At 69.6% G+C, this 13,528-nt stretch carries 16 protein-coding genes; 6 read left to right on the top strand and 10 right to left on the bottom strand.

Annotated features, from left to right (window positions below):
• Positions 1-180 precede the first annotated feature (180 nt).
• Together ACWDMM_RS07435 and ACWDMM_RS07430 are read left to right on the top strand one after the other, a co-directional pair.
• Positions 181-750, top strand: coding sequence for a Uma2 family endonuclease (locus ACWDMM_RS07435; RefSeq protein ID WP_449936516.1), 570 nt, complete (start codon positions 181-183; stop codon positions 748-750).
• 112 nt (positions 751-862) lie between these two features.
• Positions 863-1,456 carry a Uma2 family endonuclease gene (locus ACWDMM_RS07430; RefSeq protein ID WP_195078325.1) on the top strand — a complete coding sequence of 198 codons (594 nt, stop codon included), beginning with the start codon at positions 863-865 and terminating at the stop codon, positions 1,454-1,456.
• A gap of 76 nt (positions 1,457-1,532) precedes the next feature.
• Here the strand turns inward: ACWDMM_RS07430 and ACWDMM_RS07425 are convergent, their stop codons facing one another.
• Positions 1,533-2,006: a DUF1772 domain-containing protein gene (locus tag ACWDMM_RS07425; protein ID WP_323124144.1), complete on the bottom strand. Its 474-nt coding sequence runs from the start codon at positions 2,004-2,006 to the stop codon at positions 1,533-1,535.
• Positions 2,003-2,560 (bottom strand): peroxiredoxin-like family protein, encoded by a 558-nt coding sequence (locus ACWDMM_RS07420; protein WP_449936511.1) that lies wholly within the window; start codon positions 2,558-2,560, stop codon positions 2,003-2,005. The genes ACWDMM_RS07425 and ACWDMM_RS07420 overlap by 4 nt, the downstream gene beginning before the upstream one ends.
• A gap of 71 nt (positions 2,561-2,631) precedes the next feature.
• On the opposite strand from ACWDMM_RS07420, the gene ACWDMM_RS07415 reads away from it, so the two are divergent.
• Positions 2,632-3,243: a TetR/AcrR family transcriptional regulator C-terminal domain-containing protein gene (locus tag ACWDMM_RS07415; protein WP_195078327.1), complete on the top strand. Its 612-nt coding sequence runs from the start codon at positions 2,632-2,634 to the stop codon at positions 3,241-3,243.
• Here ACWDMM_RS07415 and ACWDMM_RS07410 read toward each other — a convergent pair.
• A complete protein-coding gene (locus tag ACWDMM_RS07410; protein WP_449936508.1) occupies positions 3,240-4,394 on the bottom strand; it encodes a GDSL-type esterase/lipase family protein in 1,155 nt (384 codons plus the stop codon). The two genes, ACWDMM_RS07415 and ACWDMM_RS07410, sit on opposite strands and share 4 nt — an antisense overlap.
• 107 nt (positions 4,395-4,501) lie before the next feature.
• On the opposite strand from ACWDMM_RS07410, the gene ACWDMM_RS07405 reads away from it, so the two are divergent.
• A complete protein-coding gene (locus tag ACWDMM_RS07405) occupies positions 4,502-4,975 on the top strand; it encodes a MarR family winged helix-turn-helix transcriptional regulator (RefSeq protein WP_195078329.1) in 474 nt (157 codons plus the stop codon).
• A gap of 15 nt (positions 4,976-4,990) precedes the next feature.
• Here the strand turns inward: ACWDMM_RS07405 and ACWDMM_RS07400 are convergent, their stop codons facing one another.
• The 3 genes from ACWDMM_RS07400 to ACWDMM_RS07390 all read right to left on the bottom strand — a co-directional run bounded on the left by ACWDMM_RS07400 (position 4,991) and on the right by ACWDMM_RS07390 (position 7,287).
• Positions 4,991-5,650 carry a GAP family protein gene (locus ACWDMM_RS07400; protein ID WP_195078330.1) on the bottom strand — a complete coding sequence of 220 codons (660 nt, stop codon included), beginning with the start codon at positions 5,648-5,650 and terminating at the stop codon, positions 4,991-4,993.
• A gap of 207 nt (positions 5,651-5,857) precedes the next feature.
• On the bottom strand, positions 5,858-6,634 hold the full coding sequence (locus ACWDMM_RS07395; protein WP_195078331.1) for an SDR family oxidoreductase: 777 nt from the start codon (positions 6,632-6,634) through the stop codon (positions 5,858-5,860).
• Between the two features lie 89 nt (positions 6,635-6,723).
• Positions 6,724-7,287, bottom strand: coding sequence for a CGNR zinc finger domain-containing protein (locus ACWDMM_RS07390; RefSeq protein WP_449936503.1), 564 nt, complete (start codon positions 7,285-7,287; stop codon positions 6,724-6,726).
• Between the two features lie 30 nt (positions 7,288-7,317).
• Between ACWDMM_RS07390 and ACWDMM_RS07385 the strand changes: the two genes are divergently transcribed.
• On the top strand, positions 7,318-7,719 hold the full coding sequence (locus ACWDMM_RS07385) for a RidA family protein (protein ID WP_357103959.1): 402 nt from the start codon (positions 7,318-7,320) through the stop codon (positions 7,717-7,719).
• Positions 7,720-7,725: 6 nt separating this feature from the next.
• Here the strand turns inward: ACWDMM_RS07385 and ACWDMM_RS07380 are convergent, their stop codons facing one another.
• Positions 7,726-8,676 carry a helix-turn-helix transcriptional regulator gene (locus ACWDMM_RS07380; protein ID WP_449936499.1) on the bottom strand — a complete coding sequence of 317 codons (951 nt, stop codon included), beginning with the start codon at positions 8,674-8,676 and terminating at the stop codon, positions 7,726-7,728.
• A 62-nt stretch (positions 8,677-8,738) separates the two neighbouring features.
• On the opposite strand from ACWDMM_RS07380, the gene ACWDMM_RS07375 reads away from it, so the two are divergent.
• On the top strand, positions 8,739-9,890 hold the full coding sequence (locus tag ACWDMM_RS07375; protein WP_195078335.1) for an epoxide hydrolase family protein: 1,152 nt from the start codon (positions 8,739-8,741) through the stop codon (positions 9,888-9,890).
• 225 nt (positions 9,891-10,115) lie between these two features.
• Here ACWDMM_RS07375 and ACWDMM_RS07370 read toward each other — a convergent pair whose 3' ends face one another.
• Genes ACWDMM_RS07370 through ACWDMM_RS07360 form a run of 3 tightly spaced genes read right to left on the bottom strand, consistent with a single transcriptional unit; the run spans position 10,116 to position 13,524 of the window.
• Positions 10,116-12,164, bottom strand: coding sequence for a 5-oxoprolinase/urea amidolyase family protein (locus ACWDMM_RS07370; RefSeq protein WP_449936496.1), 2,049 nt, complete (start codon positions 12,162-12,164; stop codon positions 10,116-10,118).
• Positions 12,161-12,775 (bottom strand): urea amidolyase associated protein UAAP2, encoded by a 615-nt coding sequence (locus tag ACWDMM_RS07365; protein ID WP_449936495.1) that lies wholly within the window; start codon positions 12,773-12,775, stop codon positions 12,161-12,163. The genes ACWDMM_RS07370 and ACWDMM_RS07365 overlap by 4 nt, the downstream gene beginning before the upstream one ends.
• Positions 12,772-13,524, bottom strand: coding sequence for a DUF1989 domain-containing protein (locus ACWDMM_RS07360; RefSeq protein WP_449936492.1), 753 nt, complete (start codon positions 13,522-13,524; stop codon positions 12,772-12,774). Before ACWDMM_RS07360 ends, ACWDMM_RS07365 begins: the two co-directional genes overlap by 4 nt.
• Between the last annotated feature and the right edge of the window lie 4 nt (positions 13,525-13,528).

The following is a 13,528-nucleotide window of genomic DNA, read 5'->3' as shown; positions in this document are numbered from 1 at the left end:
GTCCCGGTTGAAACCGACGAGCCCCACCCAACGCGGGAGGGGCTCGTCGGTTCACGTGGACAGATATGATCGACCGTCGACACTCGGCCTGATCAGCCTGGTGGATGTGGGTCAGGTCGGTCCGCCCGACCGGCGACTGCCGTGTCGCCGTCGTTCGACGAAGTCGGGAGGTTCGACACGATGCCGGTTCCACGCGGCGACAGGTGGACGGCCGCCGATCTCGATCACATGCCCGAGAACGGTCTTCGTTACGAGGTCCTGAACGGTCAGCTTGTCGTGAATGCCGTGCCTACGCCAAGGCATCAGTGGTTGATAAAATCGCTCGTCCGGGCTCTGGATGCGGTATCGCCGCCAAACCATATCGTGCTAACCGGCATCGGGCTGCGTTCCGGCGACGACGAGCCGATACCGGACCTGGTGGTCGCGGTCGGCCCGATCGATCCGAACGGCAAGGGGATTCCCGCCGACCGGATAAAGCTCGCAGTCGAGGTGGTATCGAGATCTACGATGATGTCCGACAGGCTCGTCAAACCCATTCTTTATGCAGAGGCGGGCGTCAGAAACTATTGGCGCTTGGAGCCCGAACCGTTCCAAGGACAGCTACCGGGCGAGTCCTTCCCCGTTCTGTTCACGTACGAACTCGGTGCCGCCCGCAACTATGAGCTGACCCACAGGGTGTCCGCGGGCAACACGGTCACTCTGCGCAGTCCCTTCGACTTCACGTTCGACCCGGAGACGTTGCTGCCCTGACCTCGCTGTAGCGGAATCTCCGCAGTGTGGTGACGGGCGGTTCCTCTCGCCGCCGGGGGGCCATCAGCCGAGCCCGTGGTCCGGTCCGGCGCGAACTGCAATGATGTGCGCTATGAGCGGTCCCGACGACGCCCCGCGTGTGACGGCCGAGCAGTTCGCCGATGGGGCGACTGCCGGGCTCGGCGACATCGAGATCGTCGACGGGCGCGTAGTGCGACTGATGGCCCAAAGCCCCGTGCACAGCCGTGTGGTGCGGCGGCTGGCCGGAATGCTCGAGGCAGCTCGACGCGATGGCGGGCCGTGTATGGTCGTGGACTCCGATGTGGCCGCTCGATTCGCCGACGCGGAAGCCGCGGCGGCGGATCGGCGGTTGAACATCCGCTATCCCGATATCTGGATCCGGGACTGCGAGCCTTACGACGTCAACACCGTGCGTGACCATATCTTGCTGATAGTCGAGGTGACCTCCGTATCGACCATCGACGCCGATATCACCGACAAGCGAATCCAGTACGCTGCCGCCGGAATTCCTCGGTACCTGATCGTCCGGCTGGATCAGAAGGAAGAACGCATCGAGGAGATCGAGGAATACCGTCTGGACTGGTCCGGCCGCCGCTATCTCGCCCACACCGTCCACCGCCGCGTCCTGCTCCTCGACGACCCGGTCGAAGCAACCATCCCTTTCGACATCCTGGAACAGCCCTGACGCCCGGCCCGCGAGTGGCACATCATCGCGGCGAAGCGCGAGAAGCCCCTCCACCATGTGCCACTCGCGGAATGGTTCAGGGGTTGGTGGGGCGGAGGGTGGTGGTTACGAGGAGTGTGAAGGCCACCAGGGCGCAGGTGGTTCGGGCGATGTGGAAAGTTTCCCATCGGCCGAGGATTTCGGCGTAGTCGGCGGGCGGGCCGGTGACTGCCCAGACCTTGATCTTCTGGTTGATTGGGACGTTGCCGAGGCGGGTGATCAGGAAGGCCGCGACGGCGAGGGCGCTCGCGGTGCCTGCGAGCAGGCGTGCGCGGCCGGTGGAGCGGATGGCGAGTACCAGGGCGCTCAGGATGGTCAGGCCCATCAGTGACTGCATGACCACGCCGTTGACGCTCATCAGCGCGGTGTGGAAGGTGAAGCGCACATCCAAGGGGACTTTGCGGAACGCGTACAGGACATTGACCGCCCCGTAACCGAATGCCCCCGCGAGCAGCCCGGCCGGGATCACCGCGAATGCCCGCGCAGGCAAGGGTCTCTCGGCGATTCTCACGCGTGCCGCTCCGCCGGGACGAGCGCGAGCAGTTCGTCGACCGACCACTGGTCGTTGACGTGCGCGCCGTGCTTCGCCGCGAGCACCCGTCCGTCGGGGGAGATCAGGAAATCGCCGGGCAGCCCGAGACTGCCGCCCTCGGGTTTGGTGGGCGGGGCGGCTTGCTTGCGGCGCAGGGTCGCGTAGGCGTCGTGGGCGACACCGCGCAGGATGGCGGGCCAGCCGCGCGGGTCGAGCAGGGCGCGCGGCGAGGTCTCGACGCCGAACTCGCGGTAGAGCTTCCGGTCCGGATCGGCAATGAACTCCAGCGGCAGTTCAGCGGTGTACTTGCGCAGTTCCGCCGCGCTGGAATGGAAGACGATCACTTCGCGGACGCCCGCGGCGGCGATCTCCGCGTGCCGCGTGACGATCGAACGCAGGTGCAGGTTGCACACCGGGCATCCGGCGAAACGACGGAATTGCAGGTGGATCAGGCGATCCGGGTCCGGCACCTGGACTTGTGCACCGGAGACGGTGACCAGTGTCCGGTCCGGAACAGCGGTCGGCAGCGACATCAGGGCTCCTTTCGTAGGTGTACTTTGTACGCCTACGACCAGTATGCGCGTAACGCGTACGCTGTCAATCCGTGCCCCGCCCGCGCTCGCTGACCACCGCCGATCTCGCCGCGGCGGCCCTCGCCGTGCTCGACCGCGAGGGGTCTTCGGCGCTGACCATGCGCGCGGTGGCCAAGGAGCTGGGTATGGCCACCATGGCCCTGTACCGCTACGTGCGCGATCGCGACGAACTCGAGGTGCTGGTGGCTGACCAAGTGTTCGCCGCGATCGACACCACGCTCCCGGACGGCCGCGACTGGCGAGAACGCGTGACGGTGCTGCTCGAGAACATCCGGGACGGGTTCTCGGCCCATCCGGCCGCCGTGCCTATCGTGTTGCGGCGCAGGCAGTCGGCGGTCGAGTCGTTGCGCGTGATGGAATCCATGCTCGCCGTGCTCACCGAGGGCGGCTTCACCGGGCCCGCCCGCGTCATCGCCCAGCGCACCCTGATCGCCTTCCTGATCGGCTACCTGCAGAACAAGCACTACGCGCCACTGCCGGGTCAGGGAACGATGGTGCTGGCCGAGCTGCCCCCGGAGAAATACCCGCATCTGGCCCAGACCGCGGGCCAGGCCAAGGGCATGTCGGCCGACGACGAATTCCGCGGGGGAGTCGAGATCGTGCTGCGCGGTCTGCAACCTTAGCGTTCGGCCGCATCCCGGCCGAAAAGGGCTGTGAGGTCAACCGTCTCGGCCATGGCGCGAGCGCCCGCGTCGTTGAGGTGCATACCGTCGCCGCTGTCGAGATCGGGTCGGATGAAGTCCGGCCGCTGCGGGTCCTCGACCGCGCGGGCGACGTCGAACACCGAATCGAAAACGTCGGTGCCGCGCAGCCATTCGTTCACCCGGCGGCGGGTCGGCAACGTCTCGGCAATCGGCAGGCCCTCGTAGACGCAGCCGCCGTAGGGACCGATGGTCGCGGCGTGGATGGGCAGCCCCGCCGCGTGCGCGCGCCGCGCGATGGCGGTGAAGCCCGCGATCAGTTCCTCGGCGGTCGCGGGCGGCTGTCCCGCCATCCCGCCCAGGATGAGGTCGTTGATGCCGAAGTTGATCAGCACGCTCGTCACGCCGGGCACGGCGAGCACGTCATGCTCGAAACGCTCCAGTCCCGGCTCGCCGATCTCGTCGGTGAGCAGGCGATTTCCCGAGATGCCCTGGTTGACCACCCAGCCTCGGTCCAGTCGCGCGTTGAGGTAGTCCACCGACCTGTGGTTGGCGCCCACGGTGGTACCGAAACCTTCGAACCACGAATCGCCGAACGCGACGGCCACCGGCGTCCGCGCGGGCGCGAGCACGTCGACGCCCGTGACGTAGAACCGCGCGGGGATCTCGCCGGCGTCGCCGAAAGCGGTCGCGGTCGCGACGTTTCCGGCGGCGACGTAAGCGATTTCGCCGGGTTGGTGGGAGTAGGTCGCGAGCCCCGTCGGGCCGGGCAGGTAGAGGCTCAGCGTCAGATCCGCACCCGCGGGCGCGGCCAGATCCACCGGGTCGCTGAACACTTCGCCGCCGACCGGGATGATCACCTGCTCGGCCCCGTCGAACCGCAACGCGGTATCGGTCTCGGCGACGATCTCGCTGCCTGTTTTGCGGAGAGCGACCCTGGCAGCGCCGATCGTCAGCGGTGTCTTCCCGTAGCGATTGGTCAGCCCGACCCGCACTCGCGCGCCACCGCCCGCCAGATGCAGCACCTGGCGCACGGTCTGGTCGGTGAACGCGCGCGGCTCCGCGAGCTTGATCTGCTCGTCCGGGCGAATCACCGCGGAGCGGAATCCGGCGATCCAGGCGGTCGACGACATGGGAACCTCCAGTATTTGACGCGAGGAATATTGCTCACGCATATTTCTACGGTGACTTATTCCTCATGTCAACTATCCGCAGCAAAACTTTGCGCTAGGTTTGCCATATGGACGTGACGGAGCTGTTCGAAGATCCGCGCCTGACCACGATGGGTCTGCTGTTCGAGGCACACGGCGGTGTGCTCGCCAAGCTGGAGCAGGTGTGGAAGGCGCACGGGCTGTCCGGACTGGATCTGAACGCCCTGATGCGGCTGAGTCGTTCGCCGGGGCGGCGGCTGCGCATGACGGAGCTCGCGGTGCAGACCGCGCTGTCCACCAGCGGGGTCACCCGGCTCGTCGATCGGCTGGCCCGCGCCGGCCTGGTGGAGCGGGAACTGGACCCGGGGGATCGGCGCAGCGCGTACGCGGTGCTCACCGAGGCAGGCGCGGCGCGGCTGGCGCAGGTGCTGCCGGACTACCTCGCCGCCGTCGACCGCTGGTTCGTCGGATTGCTCACGCCCGAACAGCTCGCGGCGTTGTCCGAGGCGCTGCGGATCGTGCGGGACACCGCGAACCCGGATGCCACGTTCCGGATGGATTGAGCTCGTCCACCTGCTTCAGAGTCCGCTGATGCCTCTTCCGGTTACGACCGCGCCCATGATCGCGAGCACCAGGGCCATCACCACATGGTTGTTGGCTTGCAGCCAGCCTCGGGTCCACTCCAGGGGTTCGCGGAGCCGATCGGCGGCGAGGCTGTAACCGAGGACCACCGCTACCACGCTGGAGGCGGCGAGCACGGTGAACACGACGACCGCGACCGCCTGCTCGCCGACGCTGATTCCGGCCGAACCGATCACCACGCCCGCGGACAGGCACAGCAGCAGGTTCTTGGGATTCACCGCGGAAAGCGCCGCTCCCAGCACGGTGGCCTTCACGATGGTGAGCTGGTCGATGGCGCGCATCCAGCCCGGCACCGCGGTATCGGCCCGGGAACGCCACTGTGCGATGGCCAATCCGAGCAACAGCACCCCCAGCACGATCCGCACCCACGACCCCGCCGCCGAGGGCTGCCGGTCACCGGCCCCGCCCAACGGACCGGCCGGCAACACCACGATCGCGGTGGCCGCCGCGATCCCGGCCACCCAGCCGAGCGCGAACCCACGGGCGGCCGCGCCGGCGTGCGCCGCCAGGATCATCAGAATCGCGGCCAAGATCGGGATCGGGGAGATCGCCACCCCCACCGCCAAGGGAAGCAGATCACCGAGCGCAGCGCCCATCCCCGGAGAGTAGAGCAGAAGCCCAGCTCAGCGCCGGTGTATCCGGTGGGGCCCCGTGTCGTTGTCGCATCGTGACCCTCCGTTCCCCTCGACCAGCGGGTTTCACCGGCGCGGGGTGATGCGCTGAGGGCGGCAGGCCGTGATCGGGTCAGGTCGCGGGCGAGCCCGTCCCGGAGGCAGTGATCGTCGTCTGAGCCGGACGCCGGGTCATCCGGCCGAGACCGCGCCCCGGCGCTCCGCCAGATAGTCGGCCCAGGTCAGCTTGCCGACATCAGCCCCGTCGGTCACCAGGTTCCCGCCCGCGCGGTAGACCCGGCCCGCCTTGCCGGGCACCCGGACGGTCAGCAGCGCGCGCCGCTTGCCCAGCAGCGCCACGTAGTCGCGCACCAGCTCGCGCATGCCGATCACCTCGGGCCCGACCAGATCGGGGACCCGTCCGGCGGGCGCGCCTGCCGTCAGCTCCGCCAGCCGCGCCGCCACCTCGCGCACGTGCACCGGTTGCAGCCGCACTCCGCCGAGCACCGGGAGCACCGGTGATTTCAGCATCGAGTCCACCAGCTCGGGCACGAAATCGTGGAATTGCGCGGCGCGCAGCGTGGTGAAGGGAATGCCCGACTCGGCGACAGCCTGCTCGGCGGCGAACTTCGCGCGGAAGTAGGTCATCGGAAGCAGTTCGGCGGCGGTGACCGAGATGTACACGATGTGCCCGACGCCCGCGGCCGTGGCGGCGCGCAGCAGATTCGCGGTCGCCACGTCGTCGCCCTTCGCGTCGCCCGCCAGATGCAGGATGGTGCCGACTCCCGCCACCGCGGCGTCGATGCCGGTGCCGCCCAACAGGTCTCCCGTGACGAACTCGAGGCCATCCTTCGCCGGACGTTCGGTGCGGCTCAGCACGCGCACGTCGGCGCCCGCGTCGCGCAGCAGCGGGAGCACCGCACGACCTAGGGTGCCCGTGCCGCCGGTGACCAGGATCTTCGCGGTCATGACTGTCTCCGATCTCGTCGGTGCCGATGGGGCGCTCCCATCGCTTCACCGAGACGACGACGCATGAGCGGGGAGTGTGACACCCGGGGTCACTCCCGCTCGCGGTAGCGGCGAACCTTGCTGAGGTTGCCGCAGCGGTCCATCGAGCACCAGCGGCGGCGGCCGGGACGCGAGGCGTCGACGAACAGCAGGCCGCAGTCGTCGGCGGCGCAGACGCGGATGCGGGCGGACAGCGGACCGGCGAACAGGTCGATGGCGTCCCTGGCCAGCGTGGACAAGGCGGCCGCCGCCGTCGGGCGCGCGTATCCCGCGGTGGCGTCGCCGCGCAGCTGCGGGATCAGTGGAGGCTGCGCGGCGACGGCGTTGATCGCCGCGATGTCGTCCGGCCGCAGCGGTTCTCCGGCGGCGAGGCCGTACGCGGCGCTGGTGATCGCGGCCCGCAGGGCGCGCATCGTCGGCAGATCCGCTTCGTCGGCGTTCAGCTCGTCGAGTTCGAGGATGACCGCCAGGAAGCGGCGCAGGTCCTCGACGGTGTGCACGATCTCCCACGCCGCGAGCTCGCCCTCGCCTCCGGTGTGCGCGAGGTCGAGGGCGGCGCGCCCGGTGCGGAAGCGGCGGCGCAGATCGGGTGGCAGGCTGGCGCGGGATTGCATGACACCAGTTTAACTGGTTACAGTGCTGGCATGACGATCACCACGCACATCAATCCCGCCTCCATGCACAGCAACCCGGCTTTCACCCAGGTAGTGCGGGTGTCGGCCGCGGCGGACACGATCTATGTCGGCGGGCAGAACGGGGTCGACTCCTCCGGGCGTGTGGTCGGTCCCGGCGTCGCCGAGCAGGCGCGTCAAGCGCTCGCCAACTTGCAGACCTGCCTCGCCGCCGCGGGCGCTTCCCTCGAGCACGTGGTGAAGTGGACGATCCTGATCCGTGAGGGCGAGCCTTTGGGAGACGGATTCGCGGCGTTCGGCGAAGTGTGGGGCGGCCGCCCGAACCCGCCCGCCATCACGGTCGCGCAGGTGGCGGGCTTCGCCGTGCCCGGCGCTGTATGCGAGATCGAAGCCGTCGCCGCCGTACCGGTCTGAGCGAGGTCAGTCGACCGCCGCGCCGAGGCGCGCGGCGAGTTCGCGCAGGTGCGTGCGAAGTTCTGGCGGTTCGTGCACCCGGAAGGGAAAACCGAAGCCCGCGACGTAGACGGCGAGTTCGTCCAGCGAATCGGAACCGGTGCGCAGCACACAGCTCTCGGCGTCCACCGCCTCGATCACCCCGACGGTCGGGGCGATGCGCTCGGCGGCAATCTCCGCGGCGACACCGAGGGTGATGCGGGCCGCGTAGCGGTACGGCGCGGTCGTGACGCCATGGGAGAGATACCCGGGCAGGTCCGCGTCGGGCGCTTCGCGCGGGGTGAAGCGGGGGCCGGTCGGTATGCGGGGCCGCAAGCGGTCGACGCGGTAGGTCCGCCAGTCCGCGCGGTCGACGTCCCAGCCGATCAGATACCACCGCCTGCCCGTGTGCGCGAGCCGATGCGGTTCGGTGACGCGCAGCGATATGACGCCGTCGTGCGCGCGGTAGTCGAAGCGCAGGCGGTGGTGGTCGCGGATGGCGGCCGCGACGGCGGTGAGGACGTCCGGGTCGACGGTCGGGCCGCCCGCTGGCACGGTGACCATGGCCGCCTGGAGCATGCCGACCCGGTGGCGCAGTCGCGCGGGCAGCACCTGCTCGAGCTTGCGCAGCGCGCGCAGCGAACTGTCCTCGATTCCCGCGATGGTGCCGCCCGCCGCGGTGCGCAGGCCGAGTGCCACCGCCACCGCCTCGTCGTCGTCCAACAGCAGCGGCGGCAGCTGCGCGCCCGCGCCGAGCCGGTAACCCGCAACGCCGGGCGTCGCGTCCACCGGATAACCCAGCGCGCGCAGCTTGTCGATATCCCGGCGGACGGTGCGCACATCCACGCCGAGCCGTTCGGCGAGCGCGGCGCCGGTCCAGTCACGCGGAGTCTGAAGCAGCGACAGCAGGCGCAGCAGCCGCGCCGAGGTTTCCAGCATGGGAAAAGTGTGCCGGAAAGCTAGGGCCGAAACTGTCCTAACCGGGTCATACCGTCGAGGACATGACCAACGACATCACACCGTTCCGTATCGACATCCCGCAGCGGCAACTCGACGATCTGCGTTCTCGTCTGGACGCCACCCGCTGGCCCGCCCCGCTGCCCGGCGACGGCTGGGACACCGGCGTGCCGACCGCGTGGCTGCGCGAACTGGTCGACCACTGGCGCACCGGATACGACTGGCGCGCGGCCGAAGCGCAGCTGAACGCCTATCCGCAGTACACCACCGAGATCGACGGGCAGAACATCCACTTCCTGCACGTGCGCTCACCCGAGAGCGGTGCGCTGCCGCTGCTGCTCACCCACGGTTGGCCCGGATCGGTGGCCGAATTCCTCGACGTCATCGGGCCTTTGAGCGACCCGAGGGCACACGGTGGCGACCCGGCCGACGCCTTCCACCTGGTCATCCCGTCGCTGCCGGGTTTCGGCTTCTCCGGCCCGGTCGCCGAGGCGGGCTGGACCATCGAACGGATCGCGAAGGCATGGGCCGAACTCATGCGCAGGCTCGGTTATGAGCGATATGGGGTGCAGGGCGGCGACATCGGCGGGGCGGTGAGCCCGGAGGTCGGCCGGACGGCGCCGGACCAGGTCGTCGGCGTCCACGTCAACGGCGCGCCCGGTCTGCCGCCGTTGCCGCGCGCGGAGGCGGAGCTGGCGAGCCTGACCGAGTTGGAGCGCGATCGCGTGCGGCGGATGCAGGCGTTCATGCGGGAGGAATACGGCTACATCGCCGTGCAATCCACCCGTCCGCAGGCGCTGGCCTACGGACTGACCGACTCGCCGGTGGGACAACTGGCCTGGATCATGGACAAGTTCCGGGAGTGGACCCATCCACGCACCGTCGAGCCGGACAAGATCCTCGGCCGGGACCGGCTGCTGACCAACGTGATGATCTACTGGCTCACTGGCACCGCGGGCTCGTCGGCTTATGTCGGCTACGCCCAGGACGCGCCGTGGGGCGAGCCGAAGCGCAACTCCGGCGTGCCGACCGCCGCCCTGGTCTTCGCCCACGACGTCGGCATCCGCCGCTACGCCGAGGAAGAGCACACCATCACGCGCTGGAACGACGTCGATCGCGGCGGCCACTTCGCCGCCATGGAGGAACCCGCGCTGCTCACCGCCGACATCCGCGAGTTCTTCCGCGACCTACGCTGAGCTCTTACGGTCTGCGCGCGCGCCGATCTCGCACGCGGTCGTGAGCTATGTGGATCTCACCCTGTGCGCTCGTGCGCAGAGGTCGGTTGCCGTCGTGGTCTGTGTGGATAGTTCGTCTGGTGTACTGCGTGCGCAGAGGTCGGTTGCCGTCGTGGCCTGTGTGGACAGTTCGTCCGGTGCGCTCCTGCGCAGAGGTCGGTTGCCGTCGTGACCTATGCGCACACCTCATCCCGCGAGTTCCCCAGCCGAACGCCAGGAATTGCGTTCGGCGGTGAACGCTTCCGTCTGCTTCGCGCGGAACGCCTCTATGGATTCGGCGTTCTCGGCGAGGAACGCCCGATACTCCGCCAAGCGGAATTCGCCGTCCTCGGCACGCACCCGCGCGTTGCCCGCGGCGAAGTCGGCACGCAGGTCGAGCAGTTCCTCCGCTTCGACGGGATACCAGCGGATCCGGTCGAAATAGCGCAACAGCCAGGGTGTTTCCGCTCCCGAGGCGGCCCGGTCCGCGCCAGGGGGAACCGGGGCCGCACCGGCTCGGTGGTTCCACACCTGCGTGGTGCGCCCGACGAACTGATAGCCGCCAGGCCCTTCCATGCCGTAGACGCACAGGTAGGCGCCGCCGATCCCGACCGCATTCTCCGGTGTCCAGGTGCGGGCGGGGTTGTATTTCGTCGTGACCAGCCGGTGCCGCGGATCGGTGGGGGTGGCGACCGGCGCGCCGAGGTAGACGTCGCCGAGGCCGAGCACCAGATACTCGGCCCCGAACACGGTGTCGTAGACGTCCGCGACGGAATCCAGGCCGTTCATGCGCCGGATGAACTCGATGTTCCACGGGCACCACGGCGCGTCGGCGCGCACGCCGTGCATATAGCGGGTGATCGCCTCGCGCGTGGACGGATCGTCCCAGGACAGCGGCAGATGGACGACCCGGCTCGGCACGATCAGCTGGTCGGAGGCGGGCAACCGCGCCTCCGTCTCGGCGAGCAGATCGAGCAGCGCGGCCACGGACAGCACGTGCGGATCGACCCGGATCTGCAACGAGCGGATGCCGGGGGTCAGCTCGGTCACCCCGCGCACCCCGGCGGCGAGCAGGTGCTGATGCAGCGCGTGCACGCGGGCGCGCAGGCCGAGATCCAAGGTCATGGCGCCGTATTCGACGAGCACGCCGTCGTCGCCTGCGCGCCGATACGTCACGGCGGTCTCGTCATCGACGTCGCAACGCCGCAGCACCCCGTCGTCGCCGTCGCCGCCCGCCGAGAGCACCGTCGGCCACCCGGCCCGGCGCGCGGGCCCGAACTCCCGGATCGAGGCCGCGCGGTCGCCGCGGACCGGCACGAACCGCACCTTGTCGCCGGGCGAGAGCTGTCCGAGCTTCCAGCGGTCGGCCGCCACGACCGTGACCGGGCAGACGAAACCGCCGAGGCTCGGTCCGTCCGGGCCGAGCAGGATGGGCGTGTCGCCGGTGAAGTCCAGCGCGCCGACGGAATACGGGGTGTCGTGGATGTTGGACGGGTGCAATCCCGCTTCGCCGCCGTCGGTGCGTGCCCACTCCGGTTTCGGCCCGATCAGCCGGACGCCGGTGCGGTCGGAGTTGAAGTGCACTTCGTAGTCGGTGCCGACGACGGTCTCGAAGTCGGCGCGGGTGAAGAACTCGGGCGCGCCGTGCGGGCCTTCGGTGACCGCGAGTTCCCAGCGCCGGGTCAGCACGGGTTGCTCGTCCATCGGCACGGCGGTGGCGACCCGGCCGTGGTGCGCGCCCAACGCCAGGGATTCCCCCGCGCGCAACGCGCCGCCGGTGCCGCCGCCGAAGCGCCCGAGCGTGAATGTGGCGCTGCTGCCCAGGTATTCGGGGACGGCGATACCGCCCGCGATCAGCACGTAGCAGCGCATCCCCGGTCCGCGCACCGCGCCGACGTCCAGCACGCCGCCCGCGGGCACCGGCACCGTCCGCCACTGCGGCACGGCCGCACCGTCCACGGTCACCTGCGCCGGAGCGCCGGTGACACAGACCCACCCCGGTGCGGTGAACCGCAGCGCGGGGCCGCCGAGGGTGCATTCCAGTCCGGCGGCGCCCTCGGCATTGCCGAGCGCGCGATTGCCGAGGCGGAAGGACAAATCGTCCATCGGACCCGACGGCGGGACGCCGATGTGCCAGTACCCGACCCTGCCGGGCCAGTCCTGCACGGTGGTGAGCATGCCGGGACGGACGACCTCGATCCGGCCGGGTCGCGTGGCCCGCTCCGTCCTGGCCGCCGGTAGCTCGACGACGGTCATCGCGACACCACCATGCGCACCGGGGTCGGGTCGAAGCCGTTGCACGGGTTGTTGATCTGCGGGCAGTTCGACACCAGCACCAGCGTGTCGATCTCGGCGCGCAGCGTGACCCGCTTGCCGGGCGCGGACAGTCCGTCCACGATGCCCAGCGTGCCGTCGGCCTCGACCGGAACGTTCATGAACCAGTTGATGTTCGACACCAGATCGCGTTTGCCCAGGCCCCAGCGCAAGGCCTCGGTGAGGAAGTTCTCCACGCAGGCGTGCTGGTGGCGGGTGTGGTGGCCGTAGCGCAGCGTGTTGGATTCCTGAGAGCAGGCGCCCGCGATGGTGTCGTGATTGCCGACCTCGTCGGCCACCACCGTCATCAGGGCCGTGCCCGCGTCGCTCAGCAACACGCTGCCGGTGGTGAGGAAGATGTTGCGCTGGGCGGTGATCGTGGCCTGCGCGCTGTAGCGGTCGGCGTGATCGGCCGCCGAGTACAGCAGGCAGTCCACCGCCTGATTGCCGTGCAGATCGATGATCTCCAGGTGTTCGCCCGCCCGGACCACCGCCGACCAAGGCGAGCGGGCCGGAACGGTCTCGTCGAGCACGACGGTGCGTGTCGTGGTCATGCGGTTGCCTCCAGGGTGAGCGCGGCGGTCCAGGCTTGTTCGGTGTTCTCCAGCGCCCGGAGGTATTCCGGGTCTTCGCTGCCGGGTACGGCGAGGTCTTCCGGCGCGGCCCACGCGACGAAGTCGAGGTCCGTCGCCGGCCGGTCGTCCAGCGGGTGCGCGGAGTTGGCGACCAGCACGGTGACCGGCAGGTGCACGAGCAGATCCACCGAAGAGCCGGGGGCGGCGCTGCCGGTGGCGACGAGCGCGCCGTCCCGCGCGACGCGCACGCCACGGAAGAACGAGACCGTCGGCCCGATGTCCCTGGGCTCCAAACCGTGTTTGGCGCCCGCGAGGCGCAGCGAGTGGCGGGCCTGGGCGGTCGGTCCGCAGAGCGTGTCGTGGTGGCCGGAGGTGTCGGCGAGCACGGTCGCCAGCACACGGCCCTGGTCCGACAGCAGCGGATGACCGCTGCCCAGGTACGCCTGCCACGGCACCTTGACCGTGTCGGCGACGTTGAGGCGCTCCCACGGCGCGTCGGTGCGCACCAGCAGCAGGTGCGCGCAGGCCCCGCCGTCCGGGTCGGACAGGCGGACGCGGGTGCCGCGTCCGAGCGCGATGTTCGCGTAACCGTCCGCCGGGATCCGCTGCGCGAAGGTGATCTTCGAGGCCGGTATCCGGGCGGGGAGCACGGGAGTCGCGATCGCCGCCGCCGCGGCCTGCGCCCGTGCGTGCGCTCGCGCGCCGGAGGTGTCCGCAGTGCTTGTCACGATG

It is taken from the genome of Nocardia sp. NPDC003726 (assembly GCF_053586955.1).
Note: the sequence above shows the minus strand (reverse complement) of the source record. Positions and strands in the feature narration are given on the sequence as shown.

Coding starts and splice junctions, on each gene's coding strand:
- ACWDMM_RS07435 (WP_449936516.1), top strand. CDS start 181: ATGCCGGTTCCACGCGGCGACAGGTGGACGGCCGCCGATCTCGATCAC.
- ACWDMM_RS07430 (WP_195078325.1), top strand. CDS start 863: ATGAGCGGTCCCGACGACGCCCCGCGTGTGACGGCCGAGCAGTTCGCC.
- ACWDMM_RS07420 (WP_449936511.1), bottom strand. CDS start 2,560: ATGTCGCTGCCGACCGCTGTTCCGGACCGGACACTGGTCACCGTCTCC.
- ACWDMM_RS07410 (WP_449936508.1), bottom strand. CDS start 4,394: ATGTCGTCGACCGCCTGGATCGCCGGATTCCGCTCCGCGGTGATTCGC.
- ACWDMM_RS07405 (WP_195078329.1), top strand. CDS start 4,502: ATGGACGTGACGGAGCTGTTCGAAGATCCGCGCCTGACCACGATGGGT.
- ACWDMM_RS07400 (WP_195078330.1), bottom strand. CDS start 5,650: ATGGGCGCTGCGCTCGGTGATCTGCTTCCCTTGGCGGTGGGGGTGGCG.
- ACWDMM_RS07395 (WP_195078331.1), bottom strand. CDS start 6,634: ATGACCGCGAAGATCCTGGTCACCGGCGGCACGGGCACCCTAGGTCGT.
- ACWDMM_RS07390 (WP_449936503.1), bottom strand. CDS start 7,287: ATGCAATCCCGCGCCAGCCTGCCACCCGATCTGCGCCGCCGCTTCCGC.
- ACWDMM_RS07385 (WP_357103959.1), top strand. CDS start 7,318: ATGACGATCACCACGCACATCAATCCCGCCTCCATGCACAGCAACCCG.
- ACWDMM_RS07380 (WP_449936499.1), bottom strand. CDS start 8,676: ATGCTGGAAACCTCGGCGCGGCTGCTGCGCCTGCTGTCGCTGCTTCAG.
- ACWDMM_RS07375 (WP_195078335.1), top strand. CDS start 8,739: ATGACCAACGACATCACACCGTTCCGTATCGACATCCCGCAGCGGCAA.
- ACWDMM_RS07370 (WP_449936496.1), bottom strand. CDS start 12,164: ATGACCGTCGTCGAGCTACCGGCGGCCAGGACGGAGCGGGCCACGCGA.
- ACWDMM_RS07365 (WP_449936495.1), bottom strand. CDS start 12,775: ATGACCACGACACGCACCGTCGTGCTCGACGAGACCGTTCCGGCCCGC.